This is a genomic window from Blastococcus carthaginiensis, assembly GCF_030731085.1.
GTDB lineage: Bacteria > Actinomycetota > Actinomycetes > Mycobacteriales > Geodermatophilaceae > Blastococcus > Blastococcus carthaginiensis.
In genome coordinates, this window is record NZ_JASNFN010000042.1 from 15,432 (window position 1) to 40,040 (window position 24,609).

Genomic DNA, 24,609 nt, shown 5'->3' on the forward strand with positions numbered 1-24,609 from the left:
TGCGCTGGGGGACTCGGACTCGAACCGAGACTTCCCGGCTCCAAAGGCCGGCGGGCTGCCGATTACCCCATCCCCCATCCCCGGGCCGGTGCGGGCCCGGGAGGCGCCGGTGGACCGGCGCCCGAGGGCGAGCCTAGGGCCCCGCCGGTGCCGGGAGCACGTGCGCGAGCCGCGGTCACCCGCACTCCGGTCGCCGGGTTCACCGCGGTGGCGTACGTTACGGCAACGCAGCCGGGGCCCAGCGCCCACCGGCCAGCTCCCCCACCGGTCGCCCCTCGGAGGCCCCTTGTCCGCTCCTGCCCGCACCCGGCCCATGGCTCCCCCGCGTCCCGCGGATCCGCACGCCGGGCTCCCGGCCAACGCGATCGGCCGGCGCAAGAGCGTCCTGGAGATCGTCACCCTCTACGTCTTCGTGGTGGTGCCCTTCCTCGCCCTGGCCGCGGTCGTCCCGGCCGTGTGGGGCTGGGGTCTCTCCTGGCTCGACGTGGGCCTGGCGGTCGGCTTCTACTTCGCCACCCTCCTCGGCGTGACGGTGGGCTACCACCGCTACTTCACGCACGGCTCGTTCAAGGCGAAGCGGCCGCTGCGGCTCGCGCTCGCCGTGGCCGGCTCCATGGCCATCCAGGGACCAGTGGTGCAGTGGGTGGCCGATCACCGGCGCCACCACGCCTTCTCCGACCGCGAGGGCGACCCGCACTCGCCGTGGCGCTACGGCACCGGCGCCGGCGCGTTGCTCAAGGGCATGTTCCACGCCCACCTGGGCTGGCTGTTCGAGCGCCGCAAGACCAACGCCGAGCGCTACGCGCCCGACCTGCTCAAGGACCCCGCGCTGGTCATGACCGGCCGGCTGTTCGTCGTCTGGGCGGCGGTCAGCGTGTTCCTGCCCGCGCTCATCGGCGGCGTGGTCACCGGCACCTGGGCCGGGGCCTGGTCGGCCTTCTTCTGGGCGGGCCTGGTGCGCATCGCGCTGCTGCACCACGTCACCTGGTCGATCAACTCGGTCTGCCACGTGGTCGGCGACCGCCCGTTCGTCTCCCCCGGCCGCGACCGCGCCACGAACTTCTGGCCCCTGGCGATCCTCAGCGCGGGCGAGTCGTGGCACAACCTGCACCACGCCGACCCGACCTGCGCCCGCCACGGTGTGCTGCGCGGTCAGATCGACATCAGCGCCCGGGTGATCTGGGCGTTCGAGAAGCTGGGCTGGGCCTGGAACGTCAAGTGGCCCGACCCGGTGCGGCTGGCGGCCAAGCGCCGCGTGCCGGCGACCACCGGCAGCTGACCCCCCGCCCCTGCCCGTGCAGCACCACGCGGGCAGGGATGTGGGACAGCCGGATCGAGCCGACGCTCGGACCAGCCGCCCGATCGGCGCGCCCGCTCAGCACCCCGGGCGCCCGGACGGTGTGCGCTGACAGCCCCTTTCACGGGCGCCCGCGCACACCATCGGGAGGGTGCGGGCTCGCGTCCACGAACCTCCACCGCCGGACGGGCAGATTCGTCCCACCGGGGTCCGTGAGGGAGCCGGTGCGTGAAGGCGTCGCCTCCGGTGGTGCTGTCCCACCGGAGCATCCGGCTGCTGCCGCACCGGGCCCCTGCGCTCCCGGCACCGTCAGCTGACCGGCCGGGCCCCCGGGACGGGGCCGCTGACCGCCCGCACGGTGCGGAAGACCCCGGCGCCGGCCAGCTCCGCGGCGAGCCGGACGGCGGACTCCTCGTCGGCCGCGAGCGCGGCCACCGTGGGCCCCGAGCCGCTCACCAGGGCGGCGCGGGCACCGGCGTCCTCGGCCGCGCGCAGCGCCCGGCGCAGATCGGGCCGGAGGGCCAGCGCAGCCGGCTGCAGGTCGTTGGCGAGGGCGGCGGCGAGCTCCGTGGTGGAGCCGGTGCGCAGGGCGGCCAGCACCGGCTCGGCCGGGGTCGGCCCGGTCACGTCCGGCACCCGGCCGTCGGCCCGCATCCGGTCCAGCTCGCCGTAGACGGCGGGCGTGGAGAGCCCCTCGCCGGCGATGCCGAGCACCCAGTGCCACCGCCCGGCCGCCAGCACCGGGGAGACCTGCTCCCCCCGGCCGGTGCCCAGGGCGACCCCACCGACCAGGCTGAAGGGCACGTCGCTGCCGAGCTGGGCGGCCAGCTCCAGCAGGTCCTCCCGTCCGGCCCGGGTGTCCCAGAGCGCGTCCAGCGCGACCAGCGTCGCCGCGGCGTCGGCGCTCCCCCCGGCCAGCCCGGCGGCGACCGGGATGCTCTTGGCCACCTCGAGGTCGGCGTCGGCGCGGACGCCCGCGTGCTCGGCGAGCAGCTCCGCCGCCCGCCAGACGAGGTTGGTCCGGTCGGCCGGCACCAGCCCGGGGCCGTCGGCGCCCTCGCCGCTCATCCGCAGCGAGAGGCCCTCGCCCGGTCGCGCCATGACGGTGTCGTGCAGCGACACCGCGAGGTAGACGGTGTGCAACGCGTGGAACCCGTCCTCGCGCAGCGGGCCGACGCCGAGGTGCACGTTGACCTTCGCCGGCGCCCGGACGACCACAGCGCCGCTCACGGCTGCACCTCCTCGGTGGCGGCCAGGCGGGCGAAGTCGGTGACGGAGAGCTGCTCGCCGCGGGCGGTGGGCTCGATGCCGGCGGCGCGCAAGCGCTGCTCCGCGGCGGCGGGGCTGCCCGCCCAGCGCGCCAGCGCGGCCCGCAGCCCCTTGCGGCGCATGCCGAAGGCGGCGTCCACGGCGGCGAAGGTCGCGAGCCGGTCCCCCGGTGGCGGCGGCCGGCGGACGAGGGCGACCAGGCCGGAGTCGACGTTCGGCTCCGGCCAGAAGACCCGGCGCCCGACGTTGCCGGCCCGGCGCACCTCGCCGTACCAGGCGGCCTTGACCGAGGGCACCCCGTAGGCGGGGGCCCCCGGCGCGGCGGCCAGCCGCTCGGCGACCTCGGCCTGCACGAGCACCAGCGCCCGGTCCAGCGTGGGCAGCAGCTCGAGCAGGTGCAGAAGCACCGGGACGGCGACGTTGTAGGGCAGGTTGGCCACGAGCGCGGTGGGCGGCGGGCCCGGCAGCTCGCGGATCCGCAGCGCGTCGTCCCGCACCACGGTGAGCCGGCCGGCGAGGTCGGATCGGCGGGCGGCGACGGTGGCGGGCAGCAGCTCGGCCAGCCGCGGGTCGATCTCCACCGCCGTCACGTGGGCGACGGCCGGCAGCAGCCCGAGGGTGAGCGAGCCCAGCCCGGGCCCCACCTCGAGCACGACGTCGTCGGGCCGCAGGTCGGCGGTGCGCACGATCCGCCGGATGGTGTTCGCGTCGTGCAGGAAGTTCTGCCCGAGCGTCTTGGTGGGTCGCAGGTCCAGCTGCTGGGCCAGCTCGCGGATCGCGGCCGGGCCCAGCAGCCCGTCGGCCTGCTCGGGTTCGGTGCTCAGCGGATCAGTTGAACAGGCGCGGGCCGCAGTGCGGCCACTGGCCGGCACCGGAGCGCTGGTAGAGCAGCTGCGCGCGGTAGGTCTGCTCGTCGGCCGAGGCGGCGGCGGGGTCACCGGTGCCGCCGACGGAGTTCCAGGTGGCCTGCGAGAACTGGTACATGCCACGGTACTTGCCGGTTCCGCTGACCGCGTTCGGGCGGCCGCCGGACTCGCACGCCGCCAGGGCGGCCCAGTTGAGGCCGTCGGCGGACGGGCTGTTCGTCGGGCGCGCCTTGGTGCCCACCGTGACCTGCTCGTCGACCGGCTCGCGGGTGACCGTGCTGGACAGCGTCTCGCGGCTCGTCTCGACCCCGTCGACGACGGTCACGCGGTAGGTGGTCGTCTGCTCGCCGTCGACACCGGGCACGGTGACCGTCTCGTCACCCTGGAACGCCTCCGCATCCTGGGTCTCGACCCGGCCGTGCGCCACCGGGGTGGCCTCGGTGACCTCGGAGACCTGCACGCGGTACACCTGCAGGCGCATCCGGTTCAGCAGCGCCTGGGACAGCCGCAGGCTGGTGCGGTCGGTCCCGCTGAGGGCGATGCCCTGCTCGGCGAGCAGGTCGCCGGCCGTGGCGGCGGTCGTGGTGACCACCCGCTCCTGGCCATCGGCGACCAGCACGACCTCCTTGGGTGTGGTGATGCTCAGCCGCATCCCCTCCAGCGGCAGGCGCTCGCTGCGGCTGGCCGAGACGACCAGCCCGTCGGTGCGGAAGCCGAGCTGCTCCAGCGCCTCCTCCACCGACAGCGCCGTCACCTGCACCTCGCGCGCGACGCCGTCGACGACCAGCTCCAGCGGCCGCGCCCGGGTGAGGACGACGGCGTCGCCGTCGGCCACCGCCTGGTCGGGCGCGGGCAGGACGACGTCGTGCGCGGTGAGGGTGAGGCCCTCGTCCTCGAGCACCTCGGCCACCGTGCCGGCGTAGGTGCCGACGTCCCGGGTCTGACCGTCCACGGTCAGCGAGACGGACTTCTGGGCGAGGAAGAAGGCCAGCGTCCCGCCCACCAGTCCGAGCAGGACGAGGGCGAAGAGGCTGAGCTGCAGGGAGCGGCGCACGACACTTCCAGGGGTCACAGAACCCGGGCAGGAGAGCGGCGGGACCGCCGGAGCGGCCCGGTCGCGTCGGCGGCTCGGGCGGCTGCGGCCAGGTCCCCCCGGCGCGGCCTCACCCGGGTCGTCGCTCCACCCCGGCTGTCGGTCACGACACGATAACGAACACTCTGCGCGTGCAATGGTGCACGAACGAGTGAAGCAGAGCCCGCCCGCTGCACAGTGTCGACTCGCCGACACGTGGAGTCATGGCCACGCGGAGGCTCGGGCCGGCCGGAGCACCGATCCACCCGGACGGTCGTGACCAAGCGCACGGCGTGGACGGCGCGCGGACGGGCTGGAGCGGGACGCTCAGCCCGCCAACGCGGGGGTGCTGGAGGGCACCGGCCGCAGCCAGCTCAGCAGGAACGCGGCGACCGCGACGCCGGCGGCCAGCGCCGAGAACCCCCCGGCCACGAAGGCGACCGGCAGCACGTCGAAGCCCTCGCCGACCCGTTCGCCGAGGTCGAGCCCCACCCGCAGCAGCAGCGAGCCGAGCGGGAGGAGGGCGCTCACGCTCGCGGCGGCGACGACGAGGTGCGCCGACCACGTGCGCAGCGCCTCGTCGACGGGCACGTCCGCGCCGTCGGCGGGCAGGGGACGGACCAGGGCCCGCAGCAGCGCCACCTCGGCCAGCAGCCAGGCCACCGCCGGTACCGCGACCAGCGCCCAGGCCACCGGTCCGCCCAGGTCACCCGAGGACCACGACCACCCGGCGAGCACGAGCTCGGCGGCGACCACCGCGCGCATCGTCCACACCAGCCAGCCGGAGATCTGCTCGCCCTGACGCGGGCGGCGCGCCGGCGCGCTCAGCTGCCAGCGCGGTCGCGGCCGGGTCGCCTCGGCGAGCAGGACGCCCGCCAGCGAGCCGACGACGAGGATCGGCACCCACAGGAAGACCGACGCCTCGGCGAGCACGACGACGCTCGCCACCACCCCGGCGATGCCCAGGAGCAGGCCGAGCCACCGCCAGCGGCGACCGTGCGCCGCCTGGCGCTGCAGCGTCGCCGCCCCCTCCCGGGTGGGGTCGGCCAGTTCGACGGCACCACCGGCGACGGCGCGACGCCCGCTCGCCAGCGCCCACGCGCGAGCCAGCAGCACACCGGGCACGAGCAGGGCGATGAACACCACGACGGCGATGAGACGACCCACGAGTGCCAGTGTCCCCCTGAATGCCCGGCGTGGGGCAGGTGCCGGTCACGCTCCTGTAACGCCGCTGTCGCGGCGGCGGGCGTCAGCGCCAGGGGCCGAAGACGCGCTCGGCGGTGGTGGTGAGCGCGTCGCAGAGCTGCGCGAGCTCCGTCCCGGTGACCTCGGCGAGGGCGCGCACGGTGTGCGGTACCAGCCGCGAGGCGTTCGGCCGGCCCCGCAGCGGGGCCGGGGTGAGGAAGGGCGAGTCGGTCTCCACGAGCAGCTGGTCCAGCGGGGTCAGCGCCGCGGCCTCCCGCAGGTAGCCGGCGTTGCCGAACGTCACCGTGCCGGCGAACGAGAGCACGAACCCCCGCTGCACGCAGGCCCGCGCGAACGCCGCGTCACCGGAGAAGCAGTGCATGACGACGTGCTCGGGCGCCCCCTCGTCGTCGACGACCCGCAGCACGTCGGCGTGCGCATCCCGGTCGTGGATGACCAGCGCCACCCCGTGCCGTTTTGCGATGCGGATGTGCTCGCGGAACGAGGCCTCCTGCGCCGCCCAGCCCTCAGGCCCCGTGCGGTACCGGTCCAGCCCCGTCTCCCCCACCGCCCGCACCCGCGGCAGCGCCGCCAGCCGGTCGATCTCGGCCAGGGCGTCGTCGCCGGCCTCCCCGGCGCCGGCCTCGTTCGGGTGCACGGCCACCGCGGCGAGGACGTTCGGGTGCCGGGCGGCCAGCTCCGCGGACCACCGGGAGGAGACGACGTCGACACCGACCTGCACCAGCCGCGGCACGTTCACGGCCACCGCGGCGGCGATCTCGGCGTCGACGTCCTCCGCCGACGACGTCGGACCGCCGTCGGGCCGGAAGCCGTCGAGCACGATGTCGAGGTGGGTGTGGCTGTCGACCGCCGGCGCCGGCAGCGGCTCCGGGGACGGCGGCGGATCGCCCCGCCGGTTCGCGCGGGATGCGGCGCTCCGGCTCATTCCTCTTCTTCCAGCCGCCGGAGCTCCTCCTCGACCACCGAGTCGTCGAGCTTCTTGAAGATCGGCGTCGGCGGGGCCAGCGGCGTGCCCGACGGCGGGAGCGGCGTCGAGCCCCAGCCGGCCTGCCCCTGGTCGTAGTCGCCGGTGATGATCGGGTACGGCGAGCCGTCGTCGAGGTCGGTGACCTCCTCGACCCGCGGGGCGACCGACCAGACGCCGGTGCCGCCCAGGAGCTCGTGCACCTGCTGCGCCGAGTGCGGCAGGAACGGGGTGAGCAGGGCGTTGCAGTCCTTGATCGCCTGCAGGGCGGTGTGCAGCACGGTGTCCCGGCGGGCCGGGTCCTCCTTGAGCTTCCACGGCGCCTGGTCCGACAGGTACTTGTTCGCCTCGGCGACGACCCGCATCGCCTCGCCGATGGCCGCCTTCTGCCGGTTGCGCGAGAGCAGCTCCCCGACCGGCGCGAAGGCGCCGGCCGTCGTGGCCAGCAGCGCGCGGTCGGCGTCGGTGAGCTCGCCGGCGGTCGGGACGGCGCCCACGTTCTTCGCCGCCATGGACACCGTCCGGTTGACCAGGTTGCCCCAGCCGGCGACCAGCTCGTCGTTGTTGCGGCGCAGGAACTCCGCCCAGGTGAAGTCGGTGTCCTGGTTCTCCGGCCCGGCGACGGCGATGAAGTAACGCAGCGCGTCGGCGTCGTAGCGGGCCAGGAAGTCCCGCACGTAGATGACCACATTGCGCGAGGAGGAGAACTTCCGCCCCTCCATCGTCAGGAACTCGCTGGAGACCACCTCGGTCGGCAGGTTGAGCCGGCCGAGCGAGCCGGGCGTCCCGCCCTTGTCGCCCTCGCCGTCGTAGCCGAGCAGCTGGGCCGGCCAGATCTCGGAGTGGAAGACGATGTTGTCCTTGCCCATGAAGTAGTAGGCGTCGGCATCCGGCGTCTGCCACCACTGCCGCCACGCGTCCGGGTCCCCGGAGCGGCGGGCCCACTCGATCGAGGCCGACAGGTACCCCACGACGGCGTCGAACCAGACGTAGATGCGCTTGTCGGGCCGGTCCCGCCAGCCGTCGAGCGGCACCGGCACGCCCCAGTCGATGTCGCGGGTGTAGCTGCGCGGCTTGAGGTCCTCGAGCAGGTTGACGCTGAAGTTCAGGACGTTGGGCCGCCAGCTCCTGCGGGTGGCCAGCCAGTCGCCCAGGGCGCGGGTGAAGGCGGGCAGGTCGAGGAAGTAGTGCTCCTCCTCGACGAACTTCGGGATCTCGCCGTTGATCTTGCTGACCGGGTTGATCAGGTCGACCGGGTCCAGCTGGTTGCCGCAGTTGTCGCACTGGTCGCCGCGGGCGCCGTCGTAGCCGCAGATCGGGCAGGTGCCCTCGATGTAGCGGTCGGGCAGGGTGCGGCCGGTCGACGGGCTGATCGCGCCGAGCGTCGTCTTCGGGAAGACGTACCCGTTCTTGAGCAGCCCGAGGAAGATCTCCTGGCTGATCTGCGCGTGGTTCGCCGTCGTCGTCCGGGTGAACAGGTCGTAGGAGAGCCCGAGGGACTGCAGGTCGCCCACGATGATCCGGTTGTTCCGGTCGGCGATCTGCCGGGGCGTGATCCCCTCGGCGTCGGCCGCGACCGTGATCGGGGTGCCGTGCTCGTCCGTGCCGCTCACCATGAGCACCCGGTCACCGGCCATCCGGTGGTAACGGCTGAAGACGTCGGAGGGGACGCCGAAGCCGGAGACGTGGCCGATGTGCCGCGGGCCGTTGGCGTAGGGCCACGCGACGGCGGTCAGGATGTGCCGATCACTCACGTGGAGAGACTAGGCCGACGGTCCGGACCGGTCCTCCGGCAACCCGCCTACGGCTGGGAGACGACGCCCGCGACCGGGCCGACCGGATCGCCCCCGACCGGGTTCAGCACGGCGAAGCCGCCCAGGAGGAGGGCGATGCACCCGAGGGTGAGGGCGCACAGCGAGCGGTGCACGACCACCGGGTCGGGGCGGTGCTCGCGGACCCGCGGTCCCTGCAGCACCCAGGCGCGGACGGACGGCGCGTCCACGAGCAGCAGCTTGCCGATCGGCAGGGCGAAGGCGGCCGCGAACAACAGCGGCAGCGGCAGCCCGCCGGTGAGCGCGGTCGGCAGCGGCAGCAGGACGGCGGAGCCACCCAGCACCGACACGGCGGCCAGCTCGACGACCGAGGTGAGCACGAGGAAGGTCCGGGTGGAGCCGTCGAGCAGCGCCGCACCGGCACCCGCGGTGAGCACGATCCAGCCGGCCAGCAGGAGCAGCGAGACGGCGACGACCCAGCCGGGCGGGCGCACCGGGGACGCCAGCACGACGTCGGCCCGGGCCAGCCCGAGGGCGAGCAGGCCGACGGCCTCCAGCACGGAGAGCACACCGGCGGCCAGGGCGGGTACCGGGATGCGGCGCAGCGCGCCGGAGGAAGGCACCTCGGGGGCGACCCGCTCCGGGCGGAGGGAGGACGACCCGACGGTGCCGCGGACGTCGAGGACGGTGCTCGCCACGAGGCATCTCTCCCTGACCGGTCGGGGGTGTCTCCTGTCCCGACGGCCGGTCCGCGCGGCGGCTGGAGCACCGTCCCGGCCGTCTCACCCCATGGGGTGGGACGGCCGCGGCGGACCCGGGGGCGCCTACGCTGCTGGTCCCGGACGACGACCCGCGAGGAAGGCGGCACCCGCGATGACCACCCGGGAGGAGCCCCCGGCCGCGCCCCTCGGCCCGCGCACCCCGCCGACGCTGCGCCCGCAGCCGGCCGGCCCGCAGCAGCGCCGCACCACCCGCCGCCCCGCCGACGGCGCCGTCGTCGACTGCGCGGTCTACGTCGGCGGGGAGCGGCAGGAGGCCGTGGCCCCCGACGACGCGCTGCGCGTCGCCGAGGAGCGCGACGGCTTCGTGTGGCTGGGGCTCTACTCGCCGAGCGAGGAGGAGCTGGGCGCGATCGCCGCGCGCTACGACCTGCACCCGCTCGCCGTCGAGGACGCCGTCTTCGCCCACCAGCGCCCCAAGCTCGAGCCGTACGACGACGCGCTGTTCATGGTCCTGAAGACGGCGACGTACGTGGAGCACGAGGAGCTGACCGCCACCAGCGAGGTCGTGGACACCGGCGAGGTGATGATCTTCCTCGGCCCCCGGTACGTGATCACGGTGCGGCACGGCGAGCACGGCGGGCTCACCGGGCTCCGGCAGCGGCTGGAGGAGCAGCGCGACCTGCTGTGCCTGGGCCCGTCGGCGGTGCTCTACGCGGTCGCCGACCTCGTCGTCGACACGTTCGTGGAGGTGGCCGCGGCCGTCGAGGAGGACGTCGAGGAGCTCGAGGCGTCGGTGTTCAGCCCGGAGCGCACCGACGACATCGGGCGGCTCTACCAGCTGAAGCGGGAGCTGATGGCGCTGCGGCGGGCGGTCTCCCCGCTGGAGGTCCCGCTGCAGAAGCTCGCCGAGCGGCCGGTCGACGTCGTCCCGGACGCGATGCGCTCCTACTTCCGCGACGTGCTCGACCACGCCATCCGCGTGCGGGACCAGGTCGGCGGGCTCGACGAGCTGCTGACCTCGATCCTGCAGGCATCGCTGGCGCGCACGACGATGGCCGACAACGAGGACATGCGGAAGATCTCGGCCTACGCCGGCATCATCGCCGTCCCCACCGCGATCGCCGGCATCTACGGGATGAACTTCGAGCACATGCCCGAGCTGGAGTGGCGGTACGGCTACCCGCTGGTGCTGCTGGTGATCCTCGGCGCCATCGTGCTGCTGTACCGCGGCTTCAAGCGCAACGGCTGGCTCTAGATCCGCGCTCGCCCACGCCGAGCCAGGGTCACCTCGAGGCATAGGAAGCTTTACATGCGTCTCGAGGGCCCAATGCGCCGGTAAAGCTTCCTATGCCTCCAAGGGGCCGCGCTCCTGGGCCGCCCGGTTGTCCACAGGCACCCCGCACCAGCACCGCCGCCCACGGCACCCTCCCCGCGTGGACTGGCGACAGGTGATCCGCGAGGCGATGCAGCTCAACGGCGGTCTGGCGACGAGGAGGCAGCTGCTCGAGCACGTGCCGAGCGTCGTCCTGGACGGGCACATCGGTCGGCGCAACCTCGTCCGCGTCTTCCCCCACGTGTACCGCCTACGCGAGGCGGCGGAGGACGACGTGACGCTCTTCCGGGCAGCCCTGCTGCACGCCGGACCGCCGGCTGCACTCAGCCACACCACCGCACTGGCCGTGTGGGGCGTCCGCAGGCTCGAGCGACCGCTCCACGCCACGGTCGACCAGAGCCTCCGGCGAGCGGGGGCACCGGACCTCCGCGTCCACCGCAGACTCCGCTTCGACCCTGCATCCCCCCAGTGCGTGGAACGGCTCGGCGTGAGGGTGACCGCCCTCGCACGCAGCCTGATCGACTCGTGGCCCCTGCTCCCTCCGGCCGAACGTCGTCCGCTGGCACTCGACATCGCCCGTCGGCGGCTGGTCACGGCCGGTCAGCTGGGAGAGGCCCTGTCCGAGCGCCCCAACGTCGCGGGACGGCGCAGCCTCCGCCAGACCATCGACCTCATCGCGGACGGCTGCCAGAGCGAGCTCGAGGCCATGGGGGTCCTGCACGTCTTCCGGCACCGGTCCATGCCCCCGAGCGTCGGCCAGTACCGCATCGAGCTGCCGACCGGCGGCATCCGACTCGACCGCGCCTGGCCGGAGGTCAAGCTCGCCGTGGAACTCGACGGAGCCCAGCACCACACCTCCCCCGAGGACCGGCGCCGGGATCTGGCCCGCGACAGCGCGCTCGCCGCACTGGGTTGGGTGGTCCTCCGGTTCACCTACGCCGACGTGCTGCGCGATCCGGATGCCGTCCGGGCGCGGGTGCTGGCGGCCTACCGGACCCGGATGGCGCAGCTACGAGTCAGCTGACCCCGGGGGCATAGGAAGCTTTACATGCGTTTTCCAGCTCCAGACGCACGTAAAGCTTCCTATGCCACAAGGGGGTCAGGTGCCCTTGGCGGCGACGACGGCGTCGAACACGGTGCGCTTGGGCAGCCCGGTGCGCTCCACGACCGCCCGGATGGCGTCCTTGCGGGTGGCGCCGGCGGCCTCCTCCTCGGCGACGGCGGCGGCGAGCTCCGGCCCGCTGAGCTCCACGGTCCGCTGCGGCGCACCGGCCACGACCAGCGTGATCTCGCCCTTCACGCCGCCGGCCGCCCAGGCGGCCAGCTCGCCCAGCCCGCCGCGCCGGACCTCCTCGTAGGTCTTGGTCAGCTCACGGCACACCGCGGCCGGCCGGTCCCCGCCCAGCACCGCGGCGGCGTCGGCCAGCGCGTCGGCCAGCCGGTGCGGCGACTCGAAGAAGACCATCGTCCGCCGCTCGTCGGCCAGCGCGGTGAAGGTCGAGCGCCGCTCCCCCGCCTTGCGCGGGAGGAAGCCCTCGAAGCAGAAGCGGTCCACCGGCAGTCCGGAGACCGCCAGCGCCGTCGTCACCGCCGAGGGCCCGGGCACCGAGGTGACGTCGATCCCCGCGTCGATCGCCGCCCGCACCAGCGTGTACCCGGGATCGGAGACCGAGGGCATGCCGGCGTCGGTTAGCAGCAGCACCGTGGCGCCCGAGGTGAGCGCGTCGAGCAGCCCGGGCAGCCGCGCCCGCTCCACCGACTCGTGGAAGGTGACCACCCGGCCGGTCAGCGTGACCTCCAGGTCGGCGGCCAGGCGGTGCAGGCGGCGGGTGTCCTCGCACGCCAGGACGTCGGCGCCGGCCATCGCCGCGCGCAGCCGCGGGCCGACGTCCCCGGGCTGCCCGAGGGGCGCCCCGCCCAGCACCAGCCGTCCGCTCACCCGCCGAGCCTGTCACGACCGGAGCGGCGGGCTCGCCCGCAGGGTCCCGGCGCGAGTACCGGGGACGGGCGGGTCCGTTCACTACCCTGGCCGCATGGCGGTGCTGGCACCCGGGCGGGCGGAGCACGACCCGCAGGGGCCCCCGCGGCGACCGGTCCCCCGGCTGCGCCGCCCGCCGTCCCCCGCACGGCGCCGCGACGTCGTCCCGCCGCTGCCCGACGACCGGCGGACGGCCTGGACGATCGCCGCGGTGCTGGGCGCCCTGGCGCTCACCCTCCGGCTCTGGGGCATCGGCTACCCGCGGGAGCTGGTCTTCGACGAGGCGTACTACCCGCCCGAGGCCCGCGAGCTGCTCACTTGGGGTTTCGAGTACAACCGCGGCTACTCGTTCATCGTGCACCCGCCGCTGGGCAAGTGGCTCATCGCGCTCGGCGAGCAGGTGTTCGGCTACGACTCCTTCGGCTGGCGCTTCCCCTCCGCCGTGGCGGGGTCCCTCGCCGTCGTCCTGCTGTTCCGGCTGGCCCGGCGGCTCACCGGCTCCACGCTGGTCGGCCTGTTCGCCGGGGTGCTGCTGCTCGTCGACGGCCTCCAGTTCACGCTGTCGCGGATCGGCCTGCTCGACATCTTCCTGCAGGTCTTCGTGCTGGCCGCCGTCTCCTGCCTCGTCGTCGACCGGGACGTGGTGCGCGCCCGGGTGCGGGCGGCCGCGGAGGTCGGCGCGACCGGCTTCCGGCTCGGTCCGCGCGGCTGGCGGATCGCCGCGGGTGTGCTGTTCGGCTGCGCCTGCGCGGTGAAGTGGAGCGGGGTCTGGTTCCTCGCGTTCTTCGCCGTCCTCTCGCTGTTCTGGGACCGGGCGGCCTGGCGCGCGGCCGGCGTCCCCCGGCCGACGCGGACCGCCGCCCGCCGAGGGCTGCCCGGTGCGCTGTGGGCGCTGGCCGCCGTCCCGGTGCTGACCTACCTGGCCAGCTTCACCGGCTGGTTCCTCGGCGAGACGTCGCAGGGCCGGGCGTGGGCCCAGCGGAACCCGGAGACGGCGTTCCCATGGGTGCCGGACGCGCTGCGGTCGCTGTGGCACGAGCACGCGGAGTGGCTGCGCTTCCACAACGGCCTGTCCAGCCCGCACCCGTGGGAGTCCGGGCCCTGGTCGTGGCTGGTCACCGGCCGGCCGATCCTGCTCTGGAACCCCCAGGGCCTCGTCGACGCCGACGGCGAGCAGGTCATCCGCTACATCCTGATGGTCGGCACGCCGACGCTCTGGTTCCTCTTCGCCCCCGCCGCGATCTGGCTGGTCTGGCGGATCGTCGCCCGGCGGGACCCGGCCGCGGTGCCGGTGGCCGTGGGCATCGCGGCGGGCTGGCTCACCTGGTTCCTCAACCTCGAGCGCACGATGTTCCTCTTCTACATGGCGCCGGTCATGCCGTTCTTCGTGCTCGCGGTCGCTCTGCTGCTGCAGGACGTCGTCGGCCGGCCGGGTGCCGGCGAGTGGCGCCGCCGCGTGGGGCTGGCCGCGGCCTGCGGCTACGTGGCGATCGTCGCAGCCACGTTCGCCTTCTTCTGGCCCGTGCTGACCGGCCAGCCCCTCTCCTACGCCGAGTGGGCGCAGCGGATGTGGTTCCCCTCCTGGTTCTGAACCCCGCCGGCCGGGGCTCAGCTGAGGGATACGGGGCGCAGCTGCGGAAGGACGAGCGCCCAGAAGGAGTCCAGCCGCCCCTCCAGGTCGCGCCGCGCGCTGAGCTCCTGCGACACCTGCTGCATGCCGAAGAAGCTCGCGACGATGACCTGGGCGGTACCCACCGGGTCGGCGCCGGGGTTGATCTGCCCCCGCTCCTGGCCCTGGGTGATCAGCTGCGAGAGCGCGTGCTGCCAGCCGACGTAGGGCTGCGGCAGCTTCGCCAGCGCCTCGGGGGGCAGCTCGGCCATGAGCCGCTTGGAGGCGCGGGTGACCGGATCGGTCGCGAACTGCCGCCCCGCGACGTAGGTGACCGCGACCAGCGCGTCGAGCGCGTCGTCGTGGGAGTCCATGACGCCGCGCAGCAGGACCGGCCACGTCTCGAACATCTGGTGGACGACGGCGACGGCGACGCTCTCCTTGGACTCGAAGTGCCAGTAGAGCGCGCCCTTGGTCATGCCGGTGCCCGCGACGATGTCGCTCAGCGAGGTGGCCGCGTAGCCGCGCTCCCCGAACTCCCGGGCGGCGACGTCGATGATCAGCTGCCGGGTGGCGGCGCTGTCGCCGGCCCTTCCGCGCGCACGCCGCGGCGCCGGGGAGGCCCCGACCGGTGACCGAACCATCGAACCGCCTCCCGTGGGGACGCCGTGCCCCGTGTCGCCGGGCAGCTTAGCGATCGGGACGGGGCGATCGACCCGCCGACGCAATGACGACGGCGCCGCCGGGGGACGATCCCGCGACGGCGCCGGTGCGTCGTGTGGTGGAGCTGAGGGGATTTGAACCCCTGACCCCCTCGATGCGAACGAGGTGCGCTACCGGTCTGCGCCACAGCCCCTTGTGCGGATCGAAGACTACCGCCCGCACGCTCCGGCCCCGCCACCGGGGGCGGGGCAGGCGCGCCTCTCAGCCGTTGACCACCCGGGCGGCCGGGTACTCGTCGATGTCGGCGAAACCGATGTCGTCGTCGTCCAGCCCGACGACCGCGCTGTTCTGCCACCCGGCCGGAGCCGGGGTGCGCGCGGCGACCACGCGACCGGGGCGCAGGGCGTGCACCGGGGCCAGCGGGACGCTCGGGTGGGCCAGGGCCGGCAGCGCCTCCTGGGCGACGGTCTCGTGCACCTCCGACGACGTGCGCTGCGCCGGCGCCGGTGCGGGCCGGGCAGCCGGGCGGGCCGGCGCACGGAGCGACTGGCGGGCCGCGGCGCGGGCGGCGCGGCGCGCGGCCAGCCGCTCGCGGCGGGCGACCTTGCGCAGCACCAGCACGTAGCCCGCGGTCGCGAGGGTGGCGAGCGCCTGGAGGGTCCACAGCCACGGCGTGAGCAGCAGCGCACCGGCCAGCGACGCGAGGGTGAGCAGCACCAGGCCGCCCAGCACCCGGCGGCGCACCGCGTGCACGTCCACCGCGAGCTCGCCCGACGTGCGCAGCACCGCGCGGTCGATCGACACCCGCTCGGTCTCCGCGTGCCGCGCGGGGTCCACCGCACGACGCCGCTGCAGGGTCCGCCCCGAGTCGGCAGCCTCGATCCGGCCGTCCTGCCCGTCGCCGCGGGTCACCACCATGGGCACCAGCACGACGAACCACAGCACGACCAGAGCGGCCAGCAGCACACCCGATCCCATACGACACCACCCGTCACATCAGTCACTCGCCCGGCGAGGTTAAGCACCGCGGACGGCGGGACGAGGGAGGCGCGCGGGTGTGTCGAGGATGTGTTGTGGGACCGGTGTGACAGGAGACGGCGTGTCCCCCGCGACCACCTCGGCGCCGGCCGCCGCGCGTGCTATGCCGACGAGCCGATCAGTCGACGGGTCGACCCGGCGCCGACCGCTCCCAGCGGTCCAGCACCCCGCGCGGCAGGTCCTCGGCGAGCAGCGCGTAGCTCAGGTGGTCGCGCCAGTCGCCGTCGATGTCGAGGTAGCGGCGCAGCAGCCCCTCGCGCTGGAACCCGAGCCGCTCCACCAGCCGCTGGCTGGGCCCGTTCTCCGGGCGGATGTCGGCCTGGAGCCGGTGCAGCCCGGCCGGGCCGAAGGCGTGGTCGCACACCAGGGCCACGGCCAGGGAGGCGATCCCCCGGCCGGCCACCGAGCGGTCGATCCAGTAGCCCAGGTACCCGGCGCGGAGCGCTCCCCGGACGATGTTGTCCACGGTGACCTGACCGGCCAGCCGGCCGTCGACGCGGATCGCGAAGGGCAGCGAGGTGCCCGTGCGGGCGCGCCGGGCCATGATCCGGCGCATCGCCCGGTAGCCCGCGGGGCTGTGCCGGGCCTGCCAGGAGACGGGGGCCGTGGGTTCCCAGGGGCGCAGCCAGTCCTCGTTGGTCAGCCGCACCCGGCTCCACTCGGCGGCGTCCCGGCGGCGCAGCGGGTGCAGCTCCACCGGTCCTCGGGCGAGCCGGGCCGGCCAGCCGGGGTGCAGCAGCGGATCGGTCACGGCACGCGGGGTCAGCCGCCGAGCAGCAGCGGCATGACGGTGACCAGCCCACCGGCGGCCACCTCGGTGACGTCCTCGTCGATGACGATCAGGCAGTTCGCGCGCGCCATCCGCGCCAGCAGGGCGTCGGTGGCCTCCCCCACGGGCTCGACGACGTAGCCGCCGTCGGGGTGGCGCATCACGGTGCCGTGCAGGTACTGGCGGTACCCCAGGGGTGAGAGCAGGTGCTGACCGGAGATCGCCTGCACCGTGCGCCGGAACAACTGCCGCTTGCCGAGCATCAGGCGGATGGCGGGCCGGACGAACACCTCGAAGGAGACCAGGGCCGCGACCGGCTCCCCCGGGACGCAGATGACCGGCACCTCGTCGCGCCCCAGCCGGCCGAAGCCCTGGGCCGGGCCGGGGTGCATGGCCACCTGGCTGACGCGCATGCCCCCGAGCCCGGCCAACGCCTCCTGCACCATGTCGAACGCGGGGCCGGTGAAGGTGCCGGAGACCAGCACCAGGTCGCTGCGCAGCAGCTGGCTCTCGAGCACCTCGGCCAGCCGCCGCTGGTCGCCGGGCAGGATCCCCCAGCGGTAGGCGTCGGCCCCCGCGTCGCGGGCGGCCGCGGCCAGCGCGTAGCTGTTGACGTCCACCACCTGCCCCGGCGCGAGGGGTGAGGTGATCTCCACCAGCTCCGTGCCGGCGCTGAGCACCGCCACGCGCGGGCGGGGCCGGACGAGGACGCGGTCGCGCCCGACGGCGGCCAGCAGGCTGATCTGCGCGGGCCCGATCGGGGTGCCGACGTGCACGGCCGGGTCACCCGGGGTGACGTCGTCACCGGTCCGGCGCACGTAGCTGCCCACGGGTGGCCCGGCCTGGACGGCGACCCGCGCCGCACCGTTGTCGGTCCACACGGCCGGGACGACGACGTCGGCCCCGGACGGGAGCATGGCCCCCGCGGCGACCCGCATCGCCAGCCCCGGGCCGATGGACGACGGCTCGCTGGCCCCCGCGACGCTCTCCCCCACGACCGGCAGCTCCACCGGCCGGGCGACGGTCGCGTCCGCGACGTCCTCGGCCCGCACGGCGTAGCCGTCGAGGGCGGCCTGGTCGAACGCCGGCAGCGCCCGCTGGCTGACGACGTCCTCGGCGCAGAGCAGCCCCTGGGCGTCGAGGACGGCGAGCTCGATCGGGTCCGGCTGCGGCACGGCGGCCAGGATCTCGTCGAGGTGCCGCTCGACGGTGCGCACGAGGGGTGAGGCATCGGAGCGCCCGTCGGCGGGCAGCGGCACCGGGCCGGTGAGCGCGCGCTGCGGCGCCACCGGGCCGGACGGGGCGCCGACCGGGCCGGTCCGCCGGGGCGGGGCCATGGGCATGTCGACCTGCGCGGTGTCCCGGTGGCCCCGGAACTCCCCGCCGTTGCTGCCGTCCTCGCTCTGCCCGGGCATCCTCACCACCGTCGTCCCGCCGTGCCGTCCGCCGGCACCGCCCCGTGCGGCAGCGCCGCCCCAGGCCGGGGCCGGCGTCGTGCCACGGGTCCGATCGTGCCCTCGCGGGCGCCGGTCAGGACGGCGACGCGCCCTCGGGGGGCAGCTCGGTGACGAAGTCGCGCAGCCACCCGCGCAGGGCGGGGCCCAGGTCGTCGCGCTCGGCGGCCAGCCGGATGACCGCCTTCAGGTAGTCGAGCTTGTCGCCGGTGTCGTACCGGCGGCCGCCGAAGACGACGCCGTGGACGGGCTCGCCGCGCTCGACGAGCGTGGCGAGGGCGTCGGTCAGCTGGATCTCCCCGCCGCGCCCGGGTGCGGTCTCCCGCAGGACGTCGAAGACCTCCGGCGCGAGCACGTACCGCCCGATGATGGCGAGGCTGCTGGGGGCCTCGTCGACGGGAGGCTTCTCCACCAGGCCGGTGACCGCCACGACGTCGCCGCCGTCGTCGGTGGGCTCGACCGCCACGGCGCCGTACTTGTCGATGTTCTCCCGCCCGACGTCGAGCAGCGCGATCACCGAGCCGCCGTGCTCGGCCTGGACGGCGAGCATCTGCTCGAGCAGGTGGTCGCGGGCGTCGATCAGGTCGTCGCCCAGCAGCACGGCGAACGGCTCGTCGCCGACGAAGGCGGCCGCCTGCAGCACCGCATGACCCAGCCCGCGGGCCTCGCCCTGGCGCACGAAGTGCACCTGCGCGACCTCGGTGGACTCGTGCACGGCGGCGAGCCGCCCGTCGTCGCCCTTCTTCTCGAGGGCGCTCTCGAGCTCGGGGGTGCGGTCGAAGAAGTCCTCGATGGCCGCCTTGCCGCGACCGGTCACCATGAGCACCTCGGGCAGCCCGGCGCGGGCGGCCTCCTCGACGATGTACTGGAGGGCCGGCCGGTCCACGACCGGGAGCAGCTCCTTCGGGACGGCCTTGGTGGCCGGCAGGAAGCGGGTGCCCATGCCTGCGACGGGGATGACCGCCTTCCGGGCCGTACGGGTGAGAGGCATCGACATGCAGCGCAGCCTAACGACCCCGCACTGGTGAGCACCTCGCCCGACGGGGTTCCCGCCAGGGCCGCGCTCGGCGCCGAGCTGCTGCGGCTCCGGCGCACCAGCAGCAGCGAGGCGGCGCACCCGGAGCGGCGAGGCCGGGCGGCGGGCCCGGTCGCGGTGGCGGCCGTGGTCACGCCGTCCGGCGGACGGCAGGCGCTACCGGCGGGTCACTGACACAGTGGGCGCACCCAGCCCCGACGCCGTGGAGTGACCGTGTCGCCCGAGATCGTCACCATCGTGGCCCTCGTCGTGATCTTCGCGATCGCGACCGTCCTGCCGATCAACATGGGTGCGCTGGCCTTCGTCGCCGCCTTCGTGGTGGGCACCCTCTCGGTCGGGCTCACGACCGACGACATCATCGCCGGCTTCCCCGCCGGGCTGGTGCTGACCCTGATCGGGGTCACCTACCTGTTCGCGATCGCCCAGAACAACGGCACCGTCGACCTGCTGGTCCGGGGCGCGGTGAAGTTGGTCGGCGGCCACGTGGCGGCCATCCCCTGGATCATGTTCTTCGTCACCGCGGTGCTCACCGCCATCGGCGCGCTGTCCCCGGCCGCGGTGGCGATCATCGCGCCGATCGCGCTCACCTTCGCCGCACGGCACGACATCAGCCCGCTGCTGATGGGGATGATGGTCATCCACGGCGCGCAGGGCGGCGGCTTCTCACCCATCAGCGTCTACGGCGTGACGGTCAACGGCATCGTGGAGAACGAGGGGCTGCCCGGCAGCCCGCTGGCGGTCTTCCTCGGCGCGCTGTTCTTCAACATCGCCATCGCGATCGTGCTGTTCTTCGTCCTCGGCGGCCGGAAGCTCCTCGGCCGCAAGGTGGCCGCGGAGCCGGTCCCCCACGCCGAGCACGCCCACGGCACCGTGGTGCGCGGCCACGGCGCGGCGCCCGGCCCCGGCGTCGGCGGGGACGACGACGAGCACGTCCACCCCGACCGACCGGCGCCCGTGCGCTTCGAGCAGGTCCTCACGCTCGTCGGGCTGGTCGTCGTCGCCGTGCTCGCGCTCGCCTTCGACCTGGACATCGGCTTCGTCGCGATCACCGTCGCCGTCGTCCTCGCGCTCTTCTCCGCCGCGCAGCACAAGGGCGCGGTGAGCCAGATCAGCTGGTCGACCGTCCTGCTCATCGCCGGCGTGCTGACCTTCGTGTCCGTCCTCGAGGAGGCCGGCACGATCGACTACGTCGGCGACGCCGTCATCGGCCTGGGGGTGCCGCTGCTCATCGCGCTGCTGCTCGCCTACATCGGCGGCGTGGTGTCGGCGTTCGCGTCGTCGACGGCGATCATCGGGGTCGCCATCCTGCTCGCGGTGCCGTTCCTGGAAGAGGGGTCGATCAGCGCCGTGGGCGTGGTGGTCGCCCTGTCCGTGGCCTCGACGATCGTCGACGTCAGCCCGTTCTCGACCAACGGCGCGCTGGTGCTGGCCAACGCCCAGGACGTGGACAGGGACCGCTTCTACAAGCAGATCCTGGCCTACGCGGCGATCGTGGTGGCCGTCGGACCGCTGCTGTCGTGGCTGGTGTTCGTCGTCCCCGGCTGGCTGTGAGGGGGCCCTGGCCCGAATGCCTTAGCGCTGAGAGACTGCACCGGTGCCACCGCGGACGCGGTGCCTGACCGAGGGAGAATGCTGTGCCCGGACCGCTGGACGGCGTCCTCGTCGTCGACCTGACCCGCGCCCTCGCCGGGCCGCACGCCGCGATGATGCTCGGCGACCTCGGCGCCCGGGTGATCAAGGTGGAGACGCCGGGGACCGGTGACGACACCCGCAGCTGGGGGCCGCCGTTCGTCACCCCCGAGGGAGGTGACCGCGAGTCCACCTACTTCCTCTCGACGAACCGCAACAAGGAGTCGATCACCCTCGACCTCAAGGACGAGGCCGACAAGACGGTGCTCACCGGCCTGCTCCAGCGCGCCGACGTGCTGCTGGAGAACTTCCGGCCCGGCACGCTGGCCCGGCTGGGCTTCGGCACCGACGTGCTCGCCGAGCTGAACCCGCGGCTGGTGACCCTCGCGATCAGCGGGTTCGGCCACGACGGCCCCGAGGGCGGCCGCGCGGGCTACGACCAGATCGCCCAGGGCGAGGGTGGCCTGATGTCGCTCACCGGATCCGGGCCGGAGGACCCCCAGCGCGTCGGCGTCCCGATCGGCGACCTGCTGGCCGGCATGTACGGGGCCTACGGCGTGCTCGCCGCGCTGATCGAGCGGGGCCGGACCGGCCGCGGCCAGGTGGTGCGCACCTCGCTGCTCGCGGCGATCGTCGGGGTGCACGCGTTCCAGGGGACGGCGTGGACGGTGGCGGGGAAGGTCGGCGCGGCGCAGGGCAACCACCACCCCTCGATCGCCCCCTACGGGCTGTTCCACTGCCAGGGCGGCAGCGTCCAGGTGGCCTGTGCGAACGACTCGCTCTGGCGGAAGCTGTGCGCCGAGTTCGGCTTCGACCCCGAGGCACCCGGGATGGCGACCAACGGCGACCGCGTGGAGCACCGCGCGGAGGTGATCGCGCTGCTCGAGGCGGCGTTCGCCGACATCCCCGCCGAGGACCTGCTGGCCCGGCTGGCGAAGGTGGGCATCCCGTCGGGCAAGGTCCGGTCGATCGACGAGGTGTACGGCTGGGACCAGGCGCTGTCCCAGGGTCTGCTGGTCGACGTCGACCACGCCACCCTCGGCCGGGTGCAGCTGCCCGGGCCGCCGCTCCGGTTCTTCTCCGCCGGGCCGGAGGGCGAGACCGAGACGACCCGCCGCGAGCACACCGCTCCCCCGGTGCTGGGTGCCGACGGCGACGCCATCCGCGCCTGGCTGAACGGGCCGGCCGCGTGACCGCTCGCCCGGACGCCCGCAGCCTGCGCGATCTCGTCCTCGACCCCGGTTCGTGGCAGTCCTGGGATTCCCCCGTCCCGGCCCGCGACGTCCCGGCCGACTACGCCGCCGAGCTCGCCCGCGCCGCGGAGAGGTCGCGGCAGGACGAGTCGGTGATCACCGGCGAGGGCCGGTTGCGCGGGCGCCGGGTCGCCGTCGTCGCCGGGGAGTTCGGCTTCCTCGCCGGGTCGATCGGGGTGGCCGCCGCGGAACGGCTGGTCGCGGCGGTGGAGCGGGCCACCGACGAGGGCCTGCCGCTGCTGGCCGCGCCGGTGTCGGGCGGCACCCGGATGCAGGAGGGCACCGTCGCCTTCCTGCAGATGATCGGCATCACCGCCGCCATCGCGCGGCACAAGGAGGCGGGCCTCCCGTACCTGGTCTACCTGCGCCACCCCACCTTCGGCGGCGTGCTCGCCTCGTGGGGGTCGCTCGGGCACGTGACCATCGCCGAGCCCGGCGCCTCGATCGGTTTCCTCGGCCCGCGGGTGTTCGAGGCGCTGTACGGCGAGCCGTTCCCGGCCGACGTGCAGACCGCCGAGAACCTGGCCGAGCACGGCCTGATCGACGCCGTCGTCCCGCCCGAGCTGATCGCGGAGGTCGCCGACCGCGCGCTGCGCGTGCTCTCGGCGCGGCAGACCTGGCACCTCGACGTGCGGGACGCCGAACGCCCCACGCCGGAGGACGGCACCGACGCCGACGATCCGGAGGACGGGCGCACCGCGTGGGACGTCGTGACGGCGTCGCGGCGCGAGGACCGCCCCGGGGTCCGCCGGCTGCTGCGGACCGCGGCGACCGACGTCGTCGGGCTCTCCGGCACCGGCGCCGGCGAGAAGGACCCCGGGCTGCTGCTGGCGCTGGCCCGCTTCGGCGGGGCGCCGTGCGTCGTGCTGGGACAGGACCGGCGCGGGCAGTCGATGTCGGCGCCGCTGGGGCCGGCGGCGCTGCGCGAGGCGCGGCGCGGCATGCACCTGGCCGAGCAGCTGCGGCTGCCGCTGGTGACGCTCATCGACACCCCCGGCGCGGCGCTCTCCCGCGAGGCCGAGGAGGGCGGCCTGGCCGGGGAGATCGCCCGCTGCCTGCACGACCTCGTCGTGCTCAGGGCGCCCACCCTCGCGGTGCTGCTGGGGCAGGGCACCGGCGGTGGCGCGCTCGCGCTGGTGCCGGCCGACCGGGTGCTGGCGGCGGCCAACGGCTGGCTGGGCCCGCTGCCGCCGGAGGGGGCCAGCGCGATCGTGCACCGGACCGTCGACCGGGCCGACGAGATGGCCGCGCACCAGGGCGTGCGGGCCACCGACCTGTGGCGGGCGGGGATCGTCGACCGGGTGGTGCCCGAGCGGCCCGACGCGGCCGACGAGCCGGCCGAGTTCTGCCTGCGGCTGGGCCGGGTGCTGGGCGAGGAGCTGGCCGGGCTGCTCGGCCGCGACGACACCGAGCGCTTCCGCACCCGGCTGCACCGCTACCGCCATCTCGGCCGCTGACCTGCCGGAATGATCAGGTGACAGTGAGGATGTAGGCGAGCCCCGCAGCAGCCGTTCCTGACCCTTCAGGTGACTGGCCTCGGGTCTTTATCCGGATTTGTCGGTTCGGTCGCTGCGGGGCTCGCTGCACTCACCAGACGTGGCGGTGTGACCTCATAGGAGCCTGTGCCAGCAGGCACCCATCACTGTCTTGTCCGCTCGCCCGGCGGTGCGTGCCGCCCTGTCGGTTGCGAGCGAGGAGGACGGCGATGACCACCATCGCACCAGAGACTGTCCCGGGCCAGGTCCAGGTGGCCGGTGGCGTGGACACCCATTGCGACACCCACACCGCGGCCGCGGTCGACACCACCGGGCGGCTGCTGGGCCACCGGCAGTTCCCGGCCACCGCGGCCGGCTACCGGCAGCTGCTGGCCTGGCTGCGGACCTTCGGCGCCCTGCTGGTCGTCGGGATCGAGGGCACCGGCGCCTACGGCGCCGGCCTGGCCCGCCACCTGGCGGCCGAGGGCGTGGCGATGCTCGAGGTCGACCGGCCCGACCGCAAGCTGCGCCGGTTGGCCGGCAAGTCCGATCCGCTGGATGCCGAGGCCGCCGCCCGCACCGCACTGGCCCGCACCCGCACCGGCACCCCCAAGGACCGCAGCGGGCAGGTGGAGGCGTTGCGCAACCTGCGCGTGGCTCGCAGCAGCGCGGTGGATCAGCGGGCGGACTGCCAGCGGCGGATCAAATCGCTGATCGTCACCACCGCCGAGCCCCTGCGAGCCCAGCTGCGCGGCCTGAAGGACAGCCGGTTGATCACCACCTGCGCCGGCCTGCGCCCGGACCCGGCCCGCATCGGCGAACCGGAGCAGGCCGCCAAGACCGCCCTGCGCGCCCTGGCCCGCCGCCACGCAGCCCTGACCGCCGAGATCGACGACCTGGACAAGCTCATCGGCCCGCTGGTCACCGCCATCAACCCCGAGCTGATGACCCGCACCGGCGTGGGCCCCGACGTCGCCGGACAGCTGCTGGTCACCGCCGGGCAGAACACCGACCGGCTGCACTCCGAACCGGCCTTCGCCATGCTCTGCGGCGTCGCCCCCATCCCGGCGTCCTCGGGCAGAACCCACCGCCACCGGCTCAACCGCGGCGGCGATCGCCAAGCCAACGCCGCCCTCTACCGCGTCGCGCTCTGCCGGATGCGCTGGGAGCCACGCACCCGTGCCTACGTCGAACGCCGCACTAA

The 24,609-nt window shown here is 74.6% G+C and carries 22 protein-coding genes and 2 tRNA genes; 9 read left to right on the top strand and 15 right to left on the bottom strand.

The window, feature by feature from the left end:
* Positions 1–4 precede the first annotated feature (4 nt).
* Positions 5–77: transfer RNA gene (locus QOZ88_RS21850), tRNA-Gln, on the bottom strand.
* Between the two features lie 209 nt (positions 78–286).
* Between QOZ88_RS21850 and QOZ88_RS21855 the strand changes: the two genes are divergently transcribed.
* Positions 287–1,279, top strand: coding sequence for an acyl-CoA desaturase (locus QOZ88_RS21855; protein ID WP_306001799.1), 993 nt, complete (start codon positions 287–289; stop codon positions 1,277–1,279).
* A 327-nt stretch (positions 1,280–1,606) separates the two neighbouring features.
* Here the strand turns inward: QOZ88_RS21855 and QOZ88_RS21860 are convergent, their stop codons facing one another.
* The 7 genes from QOZ88_RS21860 to QOZ88_RS21890 all read right to left on the bottom strand — a co-directional run bounded on the left by QOZ88_RS21860 (position 1,607) and on the right by QOZ88_RS21890 (position 9,144).
* Positions 1,607–2,527 carry a 4-(cytidine 5'-diphospho)-2-C-methyl-D-erythritol kinase gene (locus QOZ88_RS21860; protein WP_306001800.1) on the bottom strand — a complete coding sequence of 307 codons (921 nt, stop codon included), beginning with the start codon at positions 2,525–2,527 and terminating at the stop codon, positions 1,607–1,609.
* Entirely contained in the window at positions 2,524–3,438 is a 915-nt protein-coding gene (rsmA, locus tag QOZ88_RS21865) for a 16S rRNA (adenine(1518)-N(6)/adenine(1519)-N(6))-dimethyltransferase RsmA (RefSeq protein WP_306001801.1), read from the bottom strand. The genes QOZ88_RS21860 and rsmA overlap by 4 nt, the downstream gene beginning before the upstream one ends.
* Positions 3,395–4,486 carry a resuscitation-promoting factor gene (locus QOZ88_RS21870; RefSeq protein WP_306001802.1) on the bottom strand — a complete coding sequence of 364 codons (1,092 nt, stop codon included), beginning with the start codon at positions 4,484–4,486 and terminating at the stop codon, positions 3,395–3,397. The genes rsmA and QOZ88_RS21870 overlap by 44 nt, the downstream gene beginning before the upstream one ends.
* A 345-nt stretch (positions 4,487–4,831) precedes the next feature.
* The gene (locus tag QOZ88_RS21875) at positions 4,832–5,671 is read right to left on the bottom strand and encodes a hypothetical protein (protein ID WP_306001803.1); all 840 of its coding nucleotides are present in this window, start codon (positions 5,669–5,671) and stop codon (positions 4,832–4,834) included.
* A gap of 82 nt (positions 5,672–5,753) precedes the next feature.
* Positions 5,754–6,635 carry a TatD family hydrolase gene (locus tag QOZ88_RS21880; RefSeq protein WP_306001804.1) on the bottom strand — a complete coding sequence of 294 codons (882 nt, stop codon included), beginning with the start codon at positions 6,633–6,635 and terminating at the stop codon, positions 5,754–5,756.
* A complete protein-coding gene (metG, locus tag QOZ88_RS21885) occupies positions 6,632–8,428 on the bottom strand; it encodes a methionine--tRNA ligase (RefSeq protein WP_306001805.1) in 1,797 nt (598 codons plus the stop codon). Before metG ends, QOZ88_RS21880 begins: the two co-directional genes overlap by 4 nt.
* 47 nt (positions 8,429–8,475) lie before the next feature.
* Entirely contained in the window at positions 8,476–9,144 is a 669-nt protein-coding gene (locus QOZ88_RS21890; protein ID WP_306001806.1) for a hypothetical protein, read from the bottom strand.
* A 175-nt stretch (positions 9,145–9,319) separates the two neighbouring features.
* Between QOZ88_RS21890 and corA the strand changes: the two genes are divergently transcribed.
* Both corA and QOZ88_RS21900 read left to right on the top strand, forming a co-directional pair.
* Positions 9,320–10,423 (top strand): magnesium/cobalt transporter CorA, encoded by a 1,104-nt coding sequence (gene corA / locus QOZ88_RS21895; protein WP_306001807.1) that lies wholly within the window; start codon positions 9,320–9,322, stop codon positions 10,421–10,423.
* A gap of 178 nt (positions 10,424–10,601) precedes the next feature.
* Positions 10,602–11,525 (top strand): DUF559 domain-containing protein, encoded by a 924-nt coding sequence (locus QOZ88_RS21900; RefSeq protein WP_306001808.1) that lies wholly within the window; start codon positions 10,602–10,604, stop codon positions 11,523–11,525.
* A 75-nt stretch (positions 11,526–11,600) separates the two neighbouring features.
* Here QOZ88_RS21900 and rsmI read toward each other — a convergent pair whose 3' ends face one another.
* Positions 11,601–12,440, bottom strand: a complete 840-nt coding sequence (rsmI, locus tag QOZ88_RS21905; RefSeq protein ID WP_306001809.1) for a 16S rRNA (cytidine(1402)-2'-O)-methyltransferase — start codon at positions 12,438–12,440, stop codon at positions 11,601–11,603.
* Between the two features lie 94 nt (positions 12,441–12,534).
* Between rsmI and QOZ88_RS21910 the strand changes: the two genes are divergently transcribed.
* Positions 12,535–14,070 carry a dolichyl-phosphate-mannose--protein mannosyltransferase gene (locus tag QOZ88_RS21910; RefSeq protein ID WP_306001810.1) on the top strand — a complete coding sequence of 512 codons (1,536 nt, stop codon included), beginning with the start codon at positions 12,535–12,537 and terminating at the stop codon, positions 14,068–14,070.
* 17 nt (positions 14,071–14,087) lie between these two features.
* Here the strand turns inward: QOZ88_RS21910 and QOZ88_RS21915 are convergent, their stop codons facing one another.
* The 6 genes from QOZ88_RS21915 to QOZ88_RS21940 all read right to left on the bottom strand — a co-directional run bounded on the left by QOZ88_RS21915 (position 14,088) and on the right by QOZ88_RS21940 (position 19,009).
* A complete protein-coding gene (locus tag QOZ88_RS21915) occupies positions 14,088–14,732 on the bottom strand; it encodes a ScbR family autoregulator-binding transcription factor (protein ID WP_306001811.1) in 645 nt (214 codons plus the stop codon).
* A 135-nt stretch (positions 14,733–14,867) separates the two neighbouring features.
* A tRNA-Ala gene (locus tag QOZ88_RS21920) sits at positions 14,868–14,944 on the bottom strand.
* Positions 14,945–15,012: 68 nt separating this feature from the next.
* Positions 15,013–15,717, bottom strand: a complete 705-nt coding sequence (locus QOZ88_RS21925) for a hypothetical protein (protein WP_306001812.1) — start codon at positions 15,715–15,717, stop codon at positions 15,013–15,015.
* Between the two features lie 190 nt (positions 15,718–15,907).
* Positions 15,908–16,540 carry a GNAT family N-acetyltransferase gene (locus QOZ88_RS21930; protein WP_306001813.1) on the bottom strand — a complete coding sequence of 211 codons (633 nt, stop codon included), beginning with the start codon at positions 16,538–16,540 and terminating at the stop codon, positions 15,908–15,910.
* 11 nt (positions 16,541–16,551) lie between these two features.
* Positions 16,552–17,973 (bottom strand): molybdotransferase-like divisome protein Glp, encoded by a 1,422-nt coding sequence (gene glp / locus QOZ88_RS21935; protein WP_170852319.1) that lies wholly within the window; start codon positions 17,971–17,973, stop codon positions 16,552–16,554.
* 115 nt (positions 17,974–18,088) lie between these two features.
* Positions 18,089–19,009 carry a UTP--glucose-1-phosphate uridylyltransferase gene (locus QOZ88_RS21940; RefSeq protein WP_306001814.1) on the bottom strand — a complete coding sequence of 307 codons (921 nt, stop codon included), beginning with the start codon at positions 19,007–19,009 and terminating at the stop codon, positions 18,089–18,091.
* 27 nt (positions 19,010–19,036) lie between these two features.
* Here QOZ88_RS21940 and QOZ88_RS21945 point away from each other — a divergent pair, with 27 nt between their 5' ends.
* From QOZ88_RS21945 to QOZ88_RS21965, 5 genes are all read left to right on the top strand, one after another.
* Positions 19,037–19,222: a hypothetical protein gene (locus tag QOZ88_RS21945; RefSeq protein WP_306001815.1), complete on the top strand. Its 186-nt coding sequence runs from the start codon at positions 19,037–19,039 to the stop codon at positions 19,220–19,222.
* Between the two features lie 39 nt (positions 19,223–19,261).
* The gene (locus QOZ88_RS21950; RefSeq protein WP_306001816.1) at positions 19,262–20,599 is read left to right on the top strand and encodes an SLC13 family permease; all 1,338 of its coding nucleotides are present in this window, start codon (positions 19,262–19,264) and stop codon (positions 20,597–20,599) included.
* Between the two features lie 83 nt (positions 20,600–20,682).
* Complete coding sequence (locus QOZ88_RS21955) at positions 20,683–21,870, top strand: CaiB/BaiF CoA transferase family protein (protein ID WP_306001817.1); 1,188 nt, start codon at positions 20,683–20,685, stop codon at positions 21,868–21,870.
* On the top strand, positions 21,867–23,387 hold the full coding sequence (locus QOZ88_RS21960; protein ID WP_306001818.1) for a carboxyl transferase domain-containing protein: 1,521 nt from the start codon (positions 21,867–21,869) through the stop codon (positions 23,385–23,387). Before QOZ88_RS21955 ends, QOZ88_RS21960 begins: the two co-directional genes overlap by 4 nt.
* Positions 23,388–23,635: 248 nt before the next feature.
* The coding region (locus QOZ88_RS21965) for an IS110 family RNA-guided transposase (protein ID WP_306001426.1) at positions 23,636–24,609 on the top strand (974 nt) is incomplete at its 3' end.

What these genes read in the sequence shown, in the direction of transcription:
- QOZ88_RS21910 (WP_306001810.1), top strand. Translation starts at nt 12,535, where the DNA reads ATGGCGGTGCTGGCACCCGGGCGGGCGGAGCACGACCCGCAGGGGCCC.
- corA (WP_306001807.1), top strand. Translation starts at nt 9,320, where the DNA reads ATGACCACCCGGGAGGAGCCCCCGGCCGCGCCCCTCGGCCCGCGCACC.
- QOZ88_RS21915 (WP_306001811.1), bottom strand. Translation starts at nt 14,732, where the DNA reads ATGGTTCGGTCACCGGTCGGGGCCTCCCCGGCGCCGCGGCGTGCGCGC.
- glp (WP_170852319.1), bottom strand. Translation starts at nt 17,973, where the DNA reads ATGCCCGGGCAGAGCGAGGACGGCAGCAACGGCGGGGAGTTCCGGGGC.
- QOZ88_RS21940 (WP_306001814.1), bottom strand. Translation starts at nt 19,009, where the DNA reads ATGTCGATGCCTCTCACCCGTACGGCCCGGAAGGCGGTCATCCCCGTC.
- QOZ88_RS21880 (WP_306001804.1), bottom strand. Translation starts at nt 6,635, where the DNA reads ATGAGCCGGAGCGCCGCATCCCGCGCGAACCGGCGGGGCGATCCGCCG.